The organism is Microbulbifer agarilyticus (assembly GCF_020171345.1).
Classification (GTDB): Bacteria; Pseudomonadota; Gammaproteobacteria; order Pseudomonadales; family Cellvibrionaceae; genus Microbulbifer; species Microbulbifer agarilyticus_D.
In genome coordinates this window covers 12,817-30,368 of sequence record NZ_JAIUZM010000005.1, presented here as the reverse complement: position 1 = coordinate 30,368, position 17,552 = coordinate 12,817, and the positions used below count along the sequence as shown (strand labels likewise).

Below are 17,552 nucleotides of genomic sequence, written 5' to 3'. Positions count from 1 at the left end.
CATACTTCCGTACAATCGAACCCAGATCGGAACTATTTCAATAACCAAATCCAGTCGAGCCACAAGCATGACCGAGATCGCCGAAGCCATCGAAAATCAACAGACCAGCAGCCTGCAATCCCTGCTGGACAGCCAGCGCCAGGCCTACCTCGCCAATCCCGCGCCCAGCCGCGAAGAGCGTATCAACGACCTCAACGCCCTCGCGCGCATGATCCGCGACCACCAGGATGAGTTGGTTCAGGCAGTGAGCGCCGACTACGGCAACCGCTCACACCAAGAGACCCTGTTCGCCGAAGTTTTCCCCTCGCTGGATTCCATCAAGGACACCAAAAAGCGGCTCAAAAAATGGATGAAGCCGCAGCGCCGCCACATCGACTTCACCGCATTCCCGACCTCTTCCACCAAGGTGATTCCGCAGCCGCTGGGCGTGGTGGGCGTGATCGTACCGTGGAACTTCCCGATCAACCTGTCCTTCGGGCCGCTGATCAACATCTTTGCCGCCGGCAACCGCGCCATGGTGAAAATGTCGGAGAATTCCCGCAACCTCACCGCGTTGCTACAGCGCATCACTGGCGACTACTTCCCGGCGGACAAGCTGGTCTTCCTGGAGGAAACCGGCGGTGTAGGCATCGAATTTTCCACACTCAAATTTGACCACCTGATCTTTACCGGCTCCGGCACCACCGGCCGCAAGGTAATGGCAGCGGCCGCAGCCAACCTGACCCCGGTTACCCTGGAACTGGGTGGCAAGTCACCCGCCATCGTGGGCCCCGATTACAGCACTGACACCGCGGTTGAACGGGTACTGTTCTGGAAACTGTTCAACGCCGGCCAAATCTGCACCACGGTCGATTACCTGCTGCTGCCGGAAGACAAGGTGGATGCCTTTGTCGAGAAGGCCAAGCAGGTATTCAAGAAGCGCTACCCGGATATCCAGCACCCGGATTACACCTCGGTCATCGACGAGCGCTCCTTCCAGCGCATCTGGCAAACGCTCGATGATGCCACCACGAAAGGGGCCACCGCGATTGACCTGACCGAAGGCCAGGGCCGACGGGATGACCCGCTGAAAAAATTCCCCGCGCACCTGCTGATCAACGTCGATGAAGAGATGGACGTGATGAAACGGGAAATCTTTGGCCCGCTATTGCCAATCAAGACCTACAAAAACCGCGAGGAAGTGGCCAGCTATATCAATGGCGGCGACCGTCCACTGGCGATTTACCCGTTCACCAACGACAAAGGGCTGCGCGATTACTATATCGACCACGTGATGTCCGGCGGCGTCAGTGTAAACAACGCGGTGCTGCATGTAGGTCAGCACGATATTCCCTTCGGCGGCGTGGGCGAGAGCGGCATGGGTCACTACCACGGCTACGAAGGCTTCCTCACCTTCTCCAAACTGCGCCCGGTGTTCTACCAGGGCCCACTGGACCCGCTGAAGCTGCTGATGCCGCCCTACGGCAATGTGGCGAAAAAGATGATGCAGGTGATGCTGCGGTTAACCAAGTAACTATATTGATTCGAAGACAAAGGGGCGCTTCCAGCGCCCCTACTTTTTCCAACTGGTACTTTTGCTCCACTAATTCTTGTTTCGCCCGGAAAACAACGCCGTTAGAATCCTCTCGCCATACCGCGTGTATTTCAAAAGGATTTGAAAGTGAGCAGTGTACTTCTGTGCAACAGAGATCTGACCTCGCCCGCCATTCAACAAGCGTGTAACATCAATCTCCAACAACTCTCGGCACCACACTGCCCGAGCCCTGCATTTGCCAAGGCCAATACGCCCTACCTGCTCAACGGGCACAGCAGCGCGCAGGGCAGGCGCATACAAACCCTGCTTTCACCGCCGCAAGTAGCGCGCCCCGTCACTGAGCTATCCCTCACCTTTGGGGAGGACAACACTGTTGCCATTGCGGCAATGATGGAGCAACTCAAGGACTACAACATCGCCCTTACCGGTGCTTCGACCAGTGTTTATGGCGAACGTATCAGCGGGTTTGCGAAATCGGTAAAAGAGTATCAGGTTGCTCTACTGACTTATCGCGATGCCAAGCTCGGCAACGCCTCCAATCACCGACAGCTCAAACAGCAGGCTCACCGTACTTTCCAGCGTATGCAGGCTCAGTTCCGCGCAGAACTTCACGCTACCACCAACCACATTAGCGCCCGCCGCGGCATTCCGCTAACCAACCCAGAACGCGGTATCAATATCGCCCGCAGCAGCCGCAATGCAGCCAAGCTACATTTCGCAAATGAGATCGAGGCGCATAAGCTGGTACGATTTAGCCAGTACACTAAGTTACTGGGAAATGGATTGGCGGTGATTGATTTTGGTACTCGTGTAGGGAATGTACGCAATAGCTACAGGACCGGGGGGCATTGGGAGAGGGATCTATTTATTGAATCCAGCAGCTTTACCGCTAGTGCAATAACTGGAATCGCGACGGCAAAAGCTGGCGCCGCGGCTCTTGGACTTCTTATGGTCGCGACACCGGTAGGATGGGTAGGTTTACTAATTGGCGGTATTGCGGTCGTTGCAGTATCTGCCGGATCCTCCATTGCCATGAATAGTCTTGTTCAAGAGAGCGGTGGTAGCTGGTACGACTTGATAATGAGCACTTTGAAATAATCATGAATACGTTTTCGGCTCTTCTTGGCATTGCTTTCATCCCCGGATTTTTTAGCTGTATTCTTTTTGTGATTTTTGGTCAGGTAACGGCTAGAAAGCTCCGCAAAAATCCTGAGGTAAGTCGGCACTTGGGAATGGAATTTATGAGCGGCTGGAACATTCTAAACATTGCTCAAGCGCTCGCGACTCCGCAAAGAGCGCACAAGATGCTGGAAAATAGCCCCGTATCATTTCTTCACGCCAACTCGGAATTACTGAAGAAACATACAAACAAACTCGACAGAATCCTAGCAATTCTGTTTTTCTGGCCGCTTATGATTTCCGGCCTCAGTATGGCATTACTGGCCCTACTCAAATCCATTGGTCTTTTTGCGAATTAGTCTTATGAGAACGTGCGCGATGATCAAACCTATAGAATCAGCCTCGCTCAAAATTTCCAACAGTGTGCTTGCCGAGAATCAGGTGGAAAGCCTGACCGAACGATTAGCCATCATCGGCACATCCTCTATAAGCTCCATGCCCGAGCACTGAAGACAATCAATTGGACATGAGCACATTCCATTTTCTTTTTGGTTGCAGTGTTGCTGCAATGTTCTTCGGCTTATTGTTATACGTTATATTCGGGCAGATCACTGTAAGAAAGTTAAGAAAAAACCCGAAAACAAAACATGCTCTAGGTCTGGAGTTTGCTAGCGGCTGGGACATTTTAAATGTTGCCCAGGCATTGGCAACACCGCGAAGAATTCACAAAATTCTCGAAAATAGCCAGCTGTCATTTCTTCACGCAAATTCGGAACTTATTTCTGAACATACTAATAGATTCGACAAGGTTCTGGCTATCGTATTTTTTTGGATATTTATGGGGTCCGGTTGCTGCATGCTTATTCTTATCTCACTAAATGAGCTAGGGATACTCGCAGATTAAGTTCACTTCCAACCGTTCACGTTTCAAAATAATTATTACCCCATATCCAGCGCATTCAACGCTTCAGAAAGCGTCTTCACTGGAATGACCTGCATCCCCTCGATATCATCCTTAAGACGATTCGCCGCAGGCACAATGGCCTTGCGGAAACCGTGTTTGGCGGCTTCACGCAGGCGTTCTTGGCCTGAAGGTACCGGGCGAATTTCACCGGCGAGACCTACTTCGCCAAAAATCATCAGGTCCCGGTCGAGGGTACGGTTGCGAAAGCTGGAGACCACGGCCATCAACAGGGTGAGGTCAGCACTGGTTTCCATTACCTTTACGCCACCCACCACGTTGATAAACACATCCTGATCGCCAATCAGCACGCCGCCGTGCCGGTGTAGAACCGCAAGCAGCATATTCAAGCGGTTCTGATCGAGCCCCACCGCGACCCGGCGCGGGTTGCCGAGACTGCTATCGTCCACGAGCGCTTGCAGCTCTACCAGCAGCGGGCGAGTGCCTTCCCAAACAGAAGTAACCACCGAGCCCGCAGCGATTTCATCGGCACGCTGCAGGAAAATCGCGGACGGGTTGGAGACTTCTTTCAAACCCTGCTCGGTCATGGCAAATACGCCAAGCTCATTCACCGCACCGAAACGATTTTTGTGCGCGCGCAGGGTGCGGAAGCGAGAATCATGGGTGCCCTCGAGCATGATGGAGCAGTCGATAATATGCTCCAGCACCTTCGGGCCGGCGAGGGTACCGTCTTTGGTGACGTGGCCGACGAGAATGAGCGCAGTACCTGTCTGTTTGGCAAAGCGCGTTAAATAGGCTGCGCTTTCCCGCACCTGCGCCACCGAGCCAGGGGCGGATTGCACCTCGGCCATGTGCATGACCTGGATCGAATCGACCACCATCACCTTCGGTTTCACTTCACCAGCGGTGAGGCAGATCTGTTCGACATTGGTTTCCGACAGCATCTGCAGGTGATCTGCAGGCAGCCCCAGGCGCTTCGCACGCATGGCGACCTGCTGCAGGGATTCCTCACCGGTTACATATAGAGCAGGCAAGCTTTGCGAGAGATGGCAAAGGGTCTGCAGCAGTACCGTGGACTTGCCCGCACCGGGATGGCCGCCAATCAGCACCACCGATCCGGGCACCAGGCCACCGCCCAGCACGCGATCCAGCTCACTGGCGTTGGTGGGTATGCGCGGTAATTCGCTGAGATCAATTTCGGAAAGCTTCTGTACCTTGCCCTGACCCGCTGCACCAGCGTAACCCGACTGGGCGCCGGTAAAATTGGCCGCGCGACTGTCGGTGTGCTCTGGGCCAAGGCGCACTTCGCTGAGGCTATTCCAGGCCCCGCAGGCACCGCACTGCCCCGCCCATTTACTGTAGTCGGCTCCGCATTCATTACAGACAAAAGCGGTTTTGGATTTCTTCGCCAAGGTAAACCTCGTGCATCTGGTATGAGTAAAGGTACGTTCGTGCGGCTTGGGAGCGATTCGGAATTACTGCTCTTTTGAACCGATAATCCCGAACCGCAGAAGATTCTACCCTTCGACCGCCGCTGAGGAAAACTCACGGACACGACCGTGAACCCACTGGTACAGCACCGGCAGTACCACCAGCGTCAGCAGTGTCGAGGAAATGACACCACCAATCACTACCGTTGCCAGTGGACGCTGAACTTCCGCACCAGTGCCGGTATTCAGGGCCATAGGTACAAATCCGAGACTCGCGACCAGCGCAGTCATCAACACCGGACGCAGACGCAACATGGCACCGTCTACAATGGACGTATACAGCTCACCGCTCTCGCGCCAGCGCTCGCGAATAAACGACAACATCACCAGGCCATTCAGCACCGCCACACCGGAAAGCGCAATAAAGCCCACTCCGGCAGAGATCGACAGTGGCATATCTCGCAGCCATAAGGCCAACACACCGCCGGTCAGCGCCAGTGGCACACCGGTAAAAATAATCAGTGCATCTTTCAGACTGCCAAATGCCAGCATGAGCAAGAGTAAAATCATCAACAGGGTCATCGGCACCACAAACGAAAGTCGCTTGCCTGCAGACTTTAGTTGCTCAAAGGTACCGCCATAATCCAGCCAATAGCCTGCCGGCAGCGTCACTGCATTGGCCACATTTTGCTGTACTTCCTCAACAAATGACCCCAGGTCGCGACCACGTACATTTGCAGTGACCACCACTCTGCGCTTGCCATTTTCGCGGCTAACCTGTGCGGGTGCTTGCAGCCAGCGGATTTGCGCAATTTCTTCCAGAGGTACGAAACCACCACCGGGCAAGCCCACCGGTAAAGACCCAAAGGCCTCGGTTTCCTCACGCAATGGTTCCGGCAGGCGCACCACAAGGTCAAAGCGACGATCGCCAGAATACATGAGGCCGGCCCTGCTCCCGCCGATCGCGGTAGACACATAGTCCTGCAGCGCCTGTACATCCAGCCCATACTGCGCCAGGGCAATTCGCCTGGGTTCGATGGACAGCACCGGCAATGTATCCACCTGCTCAACCCGCACATCTGACGCTCCGCGAACACGATTAACGACGGCAAGAATGTCCTTGGCCGAACGGCGCAACTGCGCTAAGTCATCCCCAAACACCTTGATTGCAACGTCCGCACGTACACCGGAGATCAGTTCGTTAAAGCGCATCTGAATCGGTTGGGTAAATTCATAGTTGTTACCCGGTACCGACTCGATCGTTTGCTGCAGGCGTTGGATCAATGCATCCCGGGTGAGCTTGGAGTCGGGCCACTCTGATTTGGGCTTGAGAATAATAAAGGTGTCGGAAACATTGGGTGGCATCGGATCTGTCGCCACTTCCGAAGTGCCAATACGCGAAAATACACGTGCAATTTCCGGCTCCGTCGCCAGAGCTTCCTCCAGTTGCTTTTGCATCGCCACGGATTGCTCTAGCCCTGTACCCGGCACACGCAACGCGTGCGTGGCGATATCACCTTCATTGAGTTGCGGCACGAACTCGGAGCCAAGGGTTGTTGCCAGCCAGCCACAAAACAACACCAGCGATAGCGCTATGGATAGTACCAGCCAACGCAACTGCATCGCTGCCTGAAGTATCGGCCGGTATAGGCTTTTCGCACCACGTACTACCGGGTTTTCTGTTTCGCGAATAGGGCCACGCAAAAAAGTCGCTAGTGCCGCAGGTACCAAAGTAAAACAAAACACCATTGCCGCGAGCAACGCCATTACCACGGTAGCCGCCATCGGGTGAAACATTTTCCCCTCAACACCGGTAAGGGAAAATAGAGGGATATATACCAGCGTAATGATTAGTACCCCGAACAGGCTGGGTCGAATCACTTCATTGGTCGCGGTGAACACCACGTGTAGCCGCTGCTGCAAGGATAATGGTGTACCCCGCCCATGATTTGCCTGCGCCAAACGGCGTACGGTGTTTTCCACGATAATCACCGCCCCGTCCACAATCAGGCCAAAGTCCAGTGCACCAAGACTCATCAAGTTGGCCGAAATACCCGTTCCCAGCATGCCGGTCAGGGTAGCCAACATCGCCAGTGGAATCACCGCGGCGGTAATCAGTGCCGCGCGGAAATTAACGAGCATTACAAAAAGCACAGCAATAACCAGCAACGCACCTTCGAGAAGATTTTTCTGTACGGTGGCAATAGCGCTATCCACCAGGTTGGTGCGGTCATATACCGGTTCAGCAATCACTCCCTCTGGTAGTGATGACTGTGCTTTTTCCAGCGCCCTCGCCAGGTTTGCTGCCACCGCTCGGGAGTTTTCTCCCAGCAACATCATTGTGGTGCCAAGTACCGTCTCACGACCATTTTCGGTCGCGGCACCGGTACGCAACTCCCGACCAATGGCGACCTGGGCGATATCACTGATGGTGATTGGAGAGGCCAGCTCTGCGCTACTCATCGAGGGCTTCACGACTACACGCTCAATATCCTCGATACCCTGCAACTGGCCCGGTGACCGCACGAGCACTTGCTCACCACCACGCTCCACAAAGCCCGCGCCACGGTGCTGGTTATTGCGTTGCAGCGCCGCGACCACCTCCTCCATCGTGACGCCGAACGTCAGCAGTTTTCGTGGATCTGGCGTCACGTGGAATTGTTTGCGGAATCCACCCACTGCATTCACTTCCGCAACACCGGGTACCCGCGCCAGTTGCGGCTTGATGATCCAGTCCTGTATTTCGCGCAATGCGGTACTGTCGTATGGACGCCCATCCGGTTGCAAAGCGCCCGGTTCGGCACGCACGGTATACAGGAAAATTTCGCCGAGGCCGGTGGCAATCGGCCCCATTTTGGGCTCCAGCCCCGGGGGCAGGTCACTCCGCAGTGAAGCCAAGGCACTAGCAATCAAGTTGCGTGCAAAATAGATGTCCGTACCATCGCGAAACACGGCGGTAACCTGCGACAGTCCATAGCGAGAAAGACTGCGCGTGTATTCCAGGTTCGGCATGCCAGCCAGTGCGGTTTCCACTGGAAACGTCACTCGCTGCTCGGATTCCAGCGGCGAATAGCCGGGTGTCTCAGTGAGAATCTGTACTTGGACATTAGTGATATCGGGCACCGCATCCACGGGCAGGCGCTGCACACTCCAGAGCCCGAGTACCACGATAACCAAACTGGCACTCAATACCAGAAAGCGGCGTTCAATCGAAAAACGCAAAAAGGATTCAATCATTGCAACTTCCTCAATGCGCGTGGCCGGCAGCAGACTTCTTAAGCTCCGCCTTCAGTAGAAAACTGTTTTCCACTACATACTCTTCTGCAGCGTTGAGGCCCGAGAGCACTTCCGTATGCTGGTTGTCGCGCACCCCGAGTGCTACCGGCCTTGCCTCAAACCGCCCCGGAGCGATCTGTACAAACACCACCATAGCGCCGCCAAGCTCCTGCAATGCGCGGTTATCAACGGCAATTTCCGTCGCTTCTTTCCCAACCGTAACCGTCCCCTGCACAAAGATGCCCGGCACCCAGCTTCCATTTTGGTTATCCACCGCAACGCGGGCGCGACTGTATGGAGCCCCGTTATCCGCTGGCACCAAGCTGCGAACAGCGCCGATCGCTGATTGGTCCCCAGCCGTCACTGTAACTGCCTGCCCCGGCCGAACCTGCGCAATGCGTGCCGGAAATACTTGTAGTTCCGCCCACAGCTGTGCGTAGTCTGCGACCGCAAATAGAACCTGATCGCGGGCAAACTCTCCGGGGCCCGCGTGCTTCGCAATCACCATTCCATCAAACGGCGCACGTAGCTGATATTCCTGCAGACTTTCGTTGGAATTGATCGTGGCCAACACCTGGCCTTTTTTCACTAACGCACCAATATGCACATTGACCGATGAAATCACACCCGGATAGCGTGCACGCAAATGACTCACCGACGTCGGCTCCGGTTGGAGCTTTCCGTGCAAGGTAACTTGCCGTGCGATTTCTACCGGGCCTGCGGACGCTATCGTCAATGCGGCATGCGCAAGCGCCTCATCGGTCAGCGCCAAGGTATTTTCTTCGTGATGATGTTCGTCTTCTTGCTTGTCTTGATGACCATGTTCTGAATCATGCTGGTGCTCATGGGGATCACCCTGATGATCGTCCTCACCGGCATAAGCGCTTCCACCAAGTCCCGCTATCGCCAGCACAGCCGATAACACAACTAATAGCACAACCAATAAAAAGCCCCGACAGAAAAACGGAATTGAAATCCTTGGAAAAACAACGCTTACAGATAGCAAGGTTGTATGGAGTGAATTATTTGCAAACATTGGGATACCTAATTCTATTCTTGCGATGTGGGCGTTGCTTCAAATACCAGCGGGGCAGCCGTCAGCTGTTCCAGCTCGGCACCGGCTAACAACCCTCGCGTCGCCTCTTCAATCAGCTTCCACCGGGCTTCAAGCAGTTCTTCACGTGCAGCAACCCATTCCTGGTAGCGGTAGCCACCGGCACGGTAGAGCGCTTCGGTTTCTTCCAGAGCGCGGCTCAGGATTGGGATAATTTCCGTACGCAATTGGCTTACCGCGAGGGCCGCCTGCTTATGGGCGGCAAAGGCTCGATAGAGTTGTGTGTGTAAGTTCAGACGCGCGCGCTCTTCCCGCGCTGTGACCTCTCCAAGCGCAGCGTGTGCCCGCTGAATTTCTCCCTGTGCGCGAGCGCCACTGAAAAGAGGAAGTTGTATGCCGGCAACCAGCGAGGTGCTGTCGGTTTCATTGCTACCGCGCACCCCCAGCGCCCAGCCAACATCCGCTTTGGTTTGGCTCTGTGCCAGGCGCAACTGGGACTGTTGCACGCGCGCCTCACTGGCAAAGCGGGTAATCAACGGGTTTTCCAGGGCACGGGCGAAGTAGTCTTCGAAATCATCGATGGTTTGTATTCGATACAGTTGACCACCGGAAATCGAAAAATCAGCGTCGAGATCGCCCCACATCGCTGCCAGCGAGCGTTCTGCCACCAGCAGCTGCTGTTGCGACAACCGGTACCGTAACTCGGCACCCGTATAGGTCGCTTGTGCGCGGCGCTGCTCCGCCATCGGCGCACCGCCGGCGGCCACCCGTGCGCGTACCACCTGCAAAGTATCCAGTGCCAGTCGCATTGCATCGCCCGCAAGGGTAACGCTTTCTGCGGCAGCCAATACCTGCACATAGCGCCGAGTGACTTCACCCAGCAAATCCAGTGCCGCAATCTGACGGTCAGCATCCAGCAACAAACGCTCGCTATTCACCAGTTCCGAGCGCGCTTCACGCTTGCCACCAAGCTCAATAACAGACGACAACGCTACGGTGAGTTCCGTGTTATCGGCTCCATCGGTGCCGGCGAAATTTTCCAACTCGGCATCCAGACTGAGCACCGGACGCAGGTTGGCGGTTATCGCCCTGCCATCCAGCGCCTGCTGACGAAATGCAAAGACCTCGAGCGCAGGGTTACGCGCAAGGGTGCGCGCCATCGCTTCCGATAGCGACAAGGGTGGCGCAGTAGGCGCTGCTGCCAGAGCGGTGTTAGGCAAAACACTCCCGCCGAGCAGGGCACACGCAAGCCCCGCGCGCACGGCGGAAAGAAGACGCCTTGCATGCGGCGTCAAACAACAAAACATAGTGGTAGTTCCCGAAAAATTGACAGGTACGCACGTCACGCAAACGCGCAATAATTCAATTTATTCAGGCAATGGGAGGGCGATACAGACCGGAAATTGTGTCTTGCGGGATATCGAATTCGACTTCATTAAACCACTGTTTGTGCGAGGCCGCCCACTGCTCATGCGGAGCCGCAGGAAGGCAGAGGGACGTGCTGGCATGGCAGTGGCAACAGTGGTTACAGCCTTGCTCAAGTTCGACAAACGTATTGGCCTCAGAGGCCAGCGTTTGTTGTGAAGTGGTATCACAACAATCTGGCGTCGCTGTGACTTCCGCCGCATTAGCGGTAGTTGATTCAGAGGGGGCGTTGTTCAGATTGAGCGCAATCTCGGCAGTGGCACCCGTGGACCCACCGGCAACTTCGTGACCGTCATAGCACGCCGTGGCCTGCTGAAATACCAGCAGTGCCATCAGCAAAACACCCAGTAGTTTGGCGGCGCTCATGTTCGGCATCACTTTGCTTGCTTGTGCGTTGAAAACCATCGTTAAAACAACGTCCCGGGTAACGCTCTATTCGAGGACAAAGCGCTATTACGGCAACACGCTACATGAGCCGCCACCCGCAATAGGTTGGCGTAACCTAACAAATTCACCGTCTGCATACAAAGCACTGGCGAGGCCATCTGCGAACTATTAGGATGAAGTCACAAACCTAGAATTTTGTCCCACATGACTTTACCCGCCATTTGGCTAGTGCACACCGACGATTTGGCGCAGGGCAGCCCGGCCCTGACAGCCCAGCAAAAAATCCTAAGTGATCATGAACAAAACCGTCTAATCCGCCATAAAGGGGACGAGGCGCGCCACCAATACTTGTTGAGCCGCATTCTGTTACGAAAGGTTTTGGGAAGGATTACCGATCGGGCGCCAGAAGCACTGAATTTCAGTAAGAACAGCAATGGCAAACCGCTTTTCGACGACGTACCGGAATTGCATTTCAGCCTCAGCCACAGTGGCCAGTGGGTCGCCCTATCCGTTTCCTGTGAGGCGCCGGTAGGCATTGATATCGAACAGCCCCGAAAACCCCGGGACTTTCTACGCATAGCTCGTCACTATTTTCATTCTGACGAATGCGCGCTGCTGGACAATGCGCCGCCAGAATTGCTCCCGGTGCATTTCTACCGCTTGTGGACCATGAAAGAGGCCTTCTTCAAGGCGCGCGGTACCGGCATTTCCGAAGGACTCGGACGGATCAACCTGGCGGGTTTCCATCTGGGCGAGGGTGTCCACCTGGATGCCGCCATGGCCGATAGCGAGGCTCCCTGGCAGTTCAATTACCTGATGCTGCCCCTGCTGGACGGCAACCATTTGCATATGGCCCTGGCCGGGCAGGATCCGGTGCTGAGCGAGATCAGCGCGGAACAGATTTCCCGTGGACTGCCCGACTGAGGCGCATTTTGGGACATGATTCCCTCAGTTGAAGCGCGTCGCCAGACACGCTTGCGCGCGAAGGCCCAAGCCCATACCATCTTCGCCAAGAGCGGGCACTAACCGCTCACCCAAAATACCAGATTGCGCCAAACCATGTTCAATGTTCTGAAAACCCTGCTGCTACTCGCGCTGCTCGCCATCACCGGCGAGACGGCGGCTATGCACTGTGGTGGGTCGGAGAACGAGCAACACGGGGAGGACGGCCATCATCAAGCGACCACGCACGTAATTGCAGGCACTGCCGAGCAGGATGCAAGCTGCAGCCATGGGCAATGCGCCACATCGGATAACAAGTCGCATACCGACACTCATACCAAACCGAGCTCGCACACTGATTGCGATGGCAGCTGCGCCTGCTGCCCCGGTCACTGCGCAAATTGCATTCCCGCTTCAGTGCCAGTGGCGGAATTTCATTCCTTTGCCCGCTCGGTGACGGCCTACCGTCCACTGGATTCCACCCCTGCACCGGAATCCGCTATTCGCCCGCCGATTACTGCCTGATACGGGATAGGTACGCCCGAACCTGGCGTATTTTCCATCCCACCTAACGCTCGCTTACCCGGACACTCGCTTAAAAATTACCAACGCAAACGGCGCATCGCTGTGTTTCGGTCATTGCACCGCTATGCGACCTGCGCACCCGAATATGAAAGAGATCATGAAGATGATAAACAGTGCCATGCACCTATTACGCAACAGCAAGTCATCCGCCCTCGCCCTGCTGTTCGGGGCTTTCACCCTGTTAGCCCTGAGTGCCTGCAGCGAACCAGTGGAGAGTGAGACCCACAGCAGTGGAGCCATTGATGCAGCAAAGGGTGAAGCCATCGCCCTCACCACCTATAAGTCCGCTACCTGTGGCTGCTGCCAATTGTGGGTGGACCACGCCAACCAGCAAGGTTTTGCGGTGGATGCGCAAAACGTCGATGACCTGAACGGCATCAAGGAGCGCTTCGGTATCGCGCCGCAGTTCCAGTCTTGTCACACCAGCGTGTCCGAAAACAATTTTGTGTTCGAGGGTCATGTGCCGGCGAAGTTTGTCCGCCAGTTCCTGCAGAATCCACCAGCCAATGCGCGCGGCCTCGCGGTACCGGCAATGCCACTGGGCAGTCCGGGCATGGAGGTGGGCGACCGCTTCACGCCCTACGAGATTCTTCTGCTACACAAAGATGGCAGTCACGGCGTGTATGCGCGTATTGAAAATGCCCAGCAGCAATTTTGAGGCACGCCGTGAACAAGTATCTTGATTCGTCCCCATTGGTCGCGCCGATTTCCCGGCGCCGATTTGTCACCGGTGCGATGTCTGGCCTGGCCGGCGGCGCCGCCCTCACCGGACTACCGGCCAGTGCCGAAGCTCCGCAAGTAAGCAACCCATTACCGGCCGAGTTGCGCGGTAACCAGTTTGACCTGCACGTGAATTACCTGCCGGTAAACTTTACCGGCCGCCCGCGCACCGCCGTGGCGGTAAACGGCACGGTGCCCGCGCCGGTATTGCGCTGGAAAGAGGGCGACACCGTCACCATCAATGTCACCAACCACCTGCTCCATTCACTGGCATGGCCTGATCCTGCCCAGCAATATGGATGGCGTGCCTGGCTTGAGTTTTGATGGTATCCGCCCCGGGGAAACCTTCACCTACCAGTTCCCGCTGAAACAGAGCGGCACCTACTGGTATCACAGCCACTCCGATTTCCAAGAGCAGCGCGGTCATTACGGCGCCATCGTAATCGACCCAGCCGAACCGGACCCGGTGGCCTACGACCGCGACTATGTGGTGCTACTCACCGACTGGAGCGACCAATCCCCACAGGACATTTACGCCACCCTGAAAAAGGAAGGGCACTATTACAACCGTCGTCGCCGCACGGTGGGCGATCTGTGGGAGGAGATTCGCCAGAAGGGTGTTAGCCAGACATGGCGCGACCGCAAGATGTGGAACGAGATGCGTATGTCGGACCGCGACATCGCCGACGTCACTGGCTACACCTACACCTACCTGATGAATGGCCAGACGCCGGATGCCAACTGGACCGCCCTGTTCAAACGCGGCGAAAAAATTCGCCTGCGCTTTATCAACGGCGCCGCCATGTCGATTTTCGACATCCGGATTCCCGGACTGAAAATGACCGTCGTGGCGAGTGACGGCCAGAACATCGAACCGGTGACCGTGGACGAATTCCGCATCGGTGTGGCAGAAACCTACGACGTCATCGTAGAGCCGGAACAGGATACTGCCTATACCCTGTTTGCCCAGACCATTGACCGCTCTGGTTACGCCCGCGGCACCCTCACTTCCGATCCGCGCCTGCAGGCCAAGGTACCGGCAATGGATTACGCCCCGGTGCTCACCCACCGCGATATGGGCATGGACCATTCGGCGCACGCCATGGGTGACATGCCCGGCATGGATCACGGCGGAAACCACAGTGGGCACAGCATGCACCAAGACATGCATAAGGGTATGGATCACAGTGCACACAACATGGAGGGTATGGATCACAGCCAGCACGCGGGGCACCAGATGCCGGGCAACACCACCGATCTCGGCCTAGCCGGGTACGGCAGCAACGCGCCAGTGGAACATTTGCCCTCGGAATATGGCCCTGGTGTGGACATGCGCGCGTCCATGCCCGCCAACGGCTTGCACGACCCGGGTATCGGCCTGCGTGATCACCAACAGCGCTATGGGCGCAAAGTGCTAACTTATGGCGATATCCGCAATCTCACCCCCACCCTCGACCGCCGCCAGCCGGAACGGGAAATTCAGCTGCACCTGACCGGCAATATGGAGCGCTATATGTGGTCCGTTAACGGCATCAAGTTCAGCGACGCCGAGCCGCTGATTTTCAAATACGGTGAGCGACTGCGGGTGACCCTGGTGAACGACACCATGATGACCCACCCCATTCATTTGCACGGTATGTGGAGTGAGCTGGAAACCGGTGACCCGGAGTACATTCCGCGCAAACACACGGTACTGGTGCAACCGGGCTCCACCATCAGCTATCTGGTCACTGCCGACGCGTACGGCCGCTGGGCCTACCACTGTCACTTGCTCTACCACATGCCGGGCATGTTCCGCGAAGTGCGCTTGGTTTAAGGGAGGCACACAGAATGAAAAAAATCACCAAGCAAATCGGCGTCGCCTGTGCAGCGCTAACGACGTCAATCTCCCATGCCAGTGCACAAATGCACCAGCACGAGCACCACGGTCATTCAGATCCGGAGCCTGCACATGCGGTCGAGTCCGCGCCCACATACCAGCCCCATCACCCTGAGCATGTAATGAATCACGAGGTATTGCTCACCAAGGTCACCATCGATCAACTGGAGGCCCGCCAACATGAAGGTAGCGCTCTGGAAGGCAGCCTTTGGTTTGGCGGCGACCTGAATAAACTGTGGTTGAAAACGGAAGTGGAACGGGAGGAGGGAGAAACTGCCGACGCAGAACTACAGGCACTGTACAGCCGCGCCGTGGCACCTTACTGGGATCTGCAATTGGGCGTGCGACACGATTTCAAGCTACAGGGCGGCGACAGCAAGACGTGGGGAACCATCGGCTTGCACGGACTCGCGCCCTATTTCTTTGAGGTCGATACCGCGCTGTTTATCGGCGACCACGGCGACACCGCCCTGCGACTGGAAGCCGAGTACGAAATACTATTCTCGCAAAAGTGGATTCTCAGCCCGGAGGTCGAGGTCAATTTTTATGGACAGAACGACCCGACAACCCGCACCGGCTCCGGGCTCTCTGATATCGAAGCGGGACTGCGCCTGCGCTACGAGTTCACTCCGAAGTTCGCGCCCTATATCGGTGTGAACTATGAGAAAAACTTTGGTAGTACCGCAGACTTCCTGCGCGACGCCGATGAGCATATCGATGAAACCACCTGGGTTATCGGGCTGCACGCCTGGTTCTAGGTACTGACCAGGTACTAAATAGTGCCCGTGCGTTAATTACCGACCTGCACTTCTGCCACCGACGCGATAGCATCGCCGGCATTTTCTTCGCCCCGCCACCAGTAATGGGTCAGCGCGGGGCCTTCGTGCCTGACCCGCGCCTGATATCTCACCCGACGCCGGGTCATGCCCCCGGGAGCTGACCACGCCGATCCTGTAGATATTGCCGCGGGCTCATCCCCACAATCTGGTGAAACTTGCGGGAGAAATACAGCGGGTCGTCATAGCCAACCGCTTCCGCCACCGCCTGCACGTTCCCCACATTCTTTGCCAGCGCCTGACAGGCATCGGACATACGCCGTTCATCCCGCCACTGCAAAATACTGCGCCCGGTATATGCCTTGAACAATTTGGACAAACGCGCGCGGGACAGACTGGATGCTTCGGCCACATCCTGAATGGAGAAATCTTCGTACAGGTGGTCACTGATATATCCGAGTGCCCTTTTCACCCGGCTATCCACAATGATGCCACCCGCACGTTGCGCGTACTGGAAGCTGCGCAAAAATAGTTGTTCCGCGAGGTTTTCGACCACCGCCTGCGCAAGCGGCTCCGCCGGTGACTCAAGCTCAAACAGCTGCTGAAAGATGCCCTGGATTCTCGGCATCTCAGCAGCAGACACCGCTTGGTGATAAATATACGGACCGAGTTCCTGCCAGTTCATCAGATTCATCACCTTTTCCGCAGGCTTGCAGTACAGCCAAAAGGTATTCCAACGCTCTTCATCCAGGTGACGGTGAAATTCGTAGAGCGCGCCCGGCGCCAACAGCACCATATCGCCGGGACGGGCAACAAACTGCTGACGGACACAATTAAATGTGCCCCGGCCTTCCGTGGTAAACAGCAATCCCCAGTTGTTACTGCTCCCCGGCGGGCGCCGCACCAGAAAGTCCCCCAGGCCGCCGCGTGTGCGGCGACTTTGTCCAAAAATAGTCAGGGACTCAAAGTAATCATCAATATGCTGATGCGCGGCGAGAAACTCATTTATAAAAGTTACCAACTCCGATGGCTGCAGGGTCACTTCTGGCACAAATTTCCCGCGCCAACGCGCAATAAATTCCTCTGCACTCGGCTGTTTGAGAAACAACTCACGCAAGCGTTCCCCGGACCACTGTGGCAACAGGTCCTCGGCGATACCGCTGCTCTGATAACTCAGGTAAGTCATGGCGCTGCTGACAGCCGAGTCATCCACTACCCCACCGGACACTATTCTCCATAAATTGGCAGCTTGGTTAATAGAATCTGGTGCTTCGGCCATAGGTTTTCCGACTCCAAAATATAGTTTTCCCCAATATATGTAGGGTATTCTGCCCGCCAGCGGTAATTTTTAGTGGAACCGCACTCTCACATCACACAGCCATTAATTACCACGCAATATAATTGTCCATATTTGGACAGGTTCGTCTATTCCTATCAGTGCCTCCCCCCCATAGACTGCGCACATCTGCCAGTCCCGGCATGGACCCGGGATGGTCAAGCATT

Annotated in this window: 14 protein-coding genes and 1 pseudogene; 9 read left to right on the top strand and 6 right to left on the bottom strand. The window is 56.0% G+C overall.

The genetic code is table 11. The features are described 5' to 3' along the window. Nucleotides 1–67 precede the first annotated feature (67 nt). From LCM31_RS15010 to LCM31_RS14995, 4 genes are all read left to right on the top strand, one after another. A complete protein-coding gene (locus LCM31_RS15010) occupies nt 68–1,513 on the top strand; it encodes a coniferyl aldehyde dehydrogenase (protein ID WP_224871429.1) in 1,446 nt (481 codons plus the stop codon). 147 nt (nt 1,514–1,660) lie between these two features. Beyond that, on the top strand, nt 1,661–2,632 hold the full coding sequence (locus LCM31_RS15005; protein ID WP_224871427.1) for a hypothetical protein: 972 nt from the start codon (nt 1,661–1,663) through the stop codon (nt 2,630–2,632). A 2-nt stretch (nt 2,633–2,634) separates the two neighbouring features. Next, complete coding sequence (locus LCM31_RS15000; RefSeq protein ID WP_224871425.1) at nt 2,635–3,012, top strand: hypothetical protein; 378 nt, start codon at nt 2,635–2,637, stop codon at nt 3,010–3,012. 167 nt (nt 3,013–3,179) lie between these two features. Continuing rightward, on the top strand, nt 3,180–3,557 hold the full coding sequence (locus LCM31_RS14995) for a hypothetical protein (protein WP_224871423.1): 378 nt from the start codon (nt 3,180–3,182) through the stop codon (nt 3,555–3,557). Between the two features lie 35 nt (nt 3,558–3,592). Here LCM31_RS14995 and radA read toward each other — a convergent pair whose 3' ends face one another. From radA to LCM31_RS14970, 5 genes are all read right to left on the bottom strand, one after another. After that, nucleotides 3,593–4,987: a DNA repair protein RadA gene (gene radA, locus LCM31_RS14990; RefSeq protein ID WP_224871421.1), complete on the bottom strand. Its 1,395-nt coding sequence runs from the start codon at nt 4,985–4,987 to the stop codon at nt 3,593–3,595. 105 nt (nt 4,988–5,092) lie between these two features. Beyond that, nucleotides 5,093–8,242: an efflux RND transporter permease subunit gene (locus LCM31_RS14985; protein ID WP_224871419.1), complete on the bottom strand. Its 3,150-nt coding sequence runs from the start codon at nt 8,240–8,242 to the stop codon at nt 5,093–5,095. Between the two features lie 10 nt (nt 8,243–8,252). Continuing rightward, the gene (locus LCM31_RS14980) at nt 8,253–9,317 is read right to left on the bottom strand and encodes an efflux RND transporter periplasmic adaptor subunit (RefSeq protein ID WP_224871417.1); all 1,065 of its coding nucleotides are present in this window, start codon (nt 9,315–9,317) and stop codon (nt 8,253–8,255) included. A gap of 14 nt (nt 9,318–9,331) precedes the next feature. Beyond that, nucleotides 9,332–10,555, bottom strand: a complete 1,224-nt coding sequence (locus LCM31_RS14975) for a TolC family protein (protein ID WP_224871415.1) — start codon at nt 10,553–10,555, stop codon at nt 9,332–9,334. A gap of 151 nt (nt 10,556–10,706) precedes the next feature. Beyond that, nucleotides 10,707–11,126 carry a hypothetical protein gene (locus LCM31_RS14970; RefSeq protein WP_224871413.1) on the bottom strand — a complete coding sequence of 140 codons (420 nt, stop codon included), beginning with the start codon at nt 11,124–11,126 and terminating at the stop codon, nt 10,707–10,709. Between the two features lie 225 nt (nt 11,127–11,351). Here LCM31_RS14970 and LCM31_RS14965 point away from each other — a divergent pair, with 225 nt between their 5' ends. The 5 genes and pseudogenes from LCM31_RS14965 (at nt 11,352) to LCM31_RS14945 (ending at nt 16,031) form a co-directional block, all read left to right on the top strand. Beyond that, entirely contained in the window at nt 11,352–12,071 is a 720-nt protein-coding gene (locus LCM31_RS14965; protein ID WP_224871411.1) for a 4'-phosphopantetheinyl transferase family protein, read from the top strand. A 135-nt stretch (nt 12,072–12,206) separates the two neighbouring features. Further along, nucleotides 12,207–12,614 carry a hypothetical protein gene (locus tag LCM31_RS14960; protein ID WP_224871409.1) on the top strand — a complete coding sequence of 136 codons (408 nt, stop codon included), beginning with the start codon at nt 12,207–12,209 and terminating at the stop codon, nt 12,612–12,614. Between the two features lie 157 nt (nt 12,615–12,771). After that, nucleotides 12,772–13,332, top strand: a complete 561-nt coding sequence (locus LCM31_RS14955) for a DUF411 domain-containing protein (RefSeq protein WP_224871407.1) — start codon at nt 12,772–12,774, stop codon at nt 13,330–13,332. Between the two features lie 77 nt (nt 13,333–13,409). Next, nucleotides 13,410–15,210 (top strand): annotated as a pseudogene (locus LCM31_RS14950) (copper resistance system multicopper oxidase). 14 nt (nt 15,211–15,224) lie between these two features. After that, nucleotides 15,225–16,031 carry a copper resistance protein B gene (locus LCM31_RS14945; RefSeq protein WP_224871405.1) on the top strand — a complete coding sequence of 269 codons (807 nt, stop codon included), beginning with the start codon at nt 15,225–15,227 and terminating at the stop codon, nt 16,029–16,031. Between the two features lie 163 nt (nt 16,032–16,194). Here LCM31_RS14945 and LCM31_RS14940 read toward each other — a convergent pair whose 3' ends face one another. Further along, nucleotides 16,195–17,262 (bottom strand): AraC family transcriptional regulator, encoded by a 1,068-nt coding sequence (locus LCM31_RS14940; RefSeq protein ID WP_224871402.1) that lies wholly within the window; start codon nt 17,260–17,262, stop codon nt 16,195–16,197. Between the last annotated feature and the right edge of the window lie 290 nt (nt 17,263–17,552).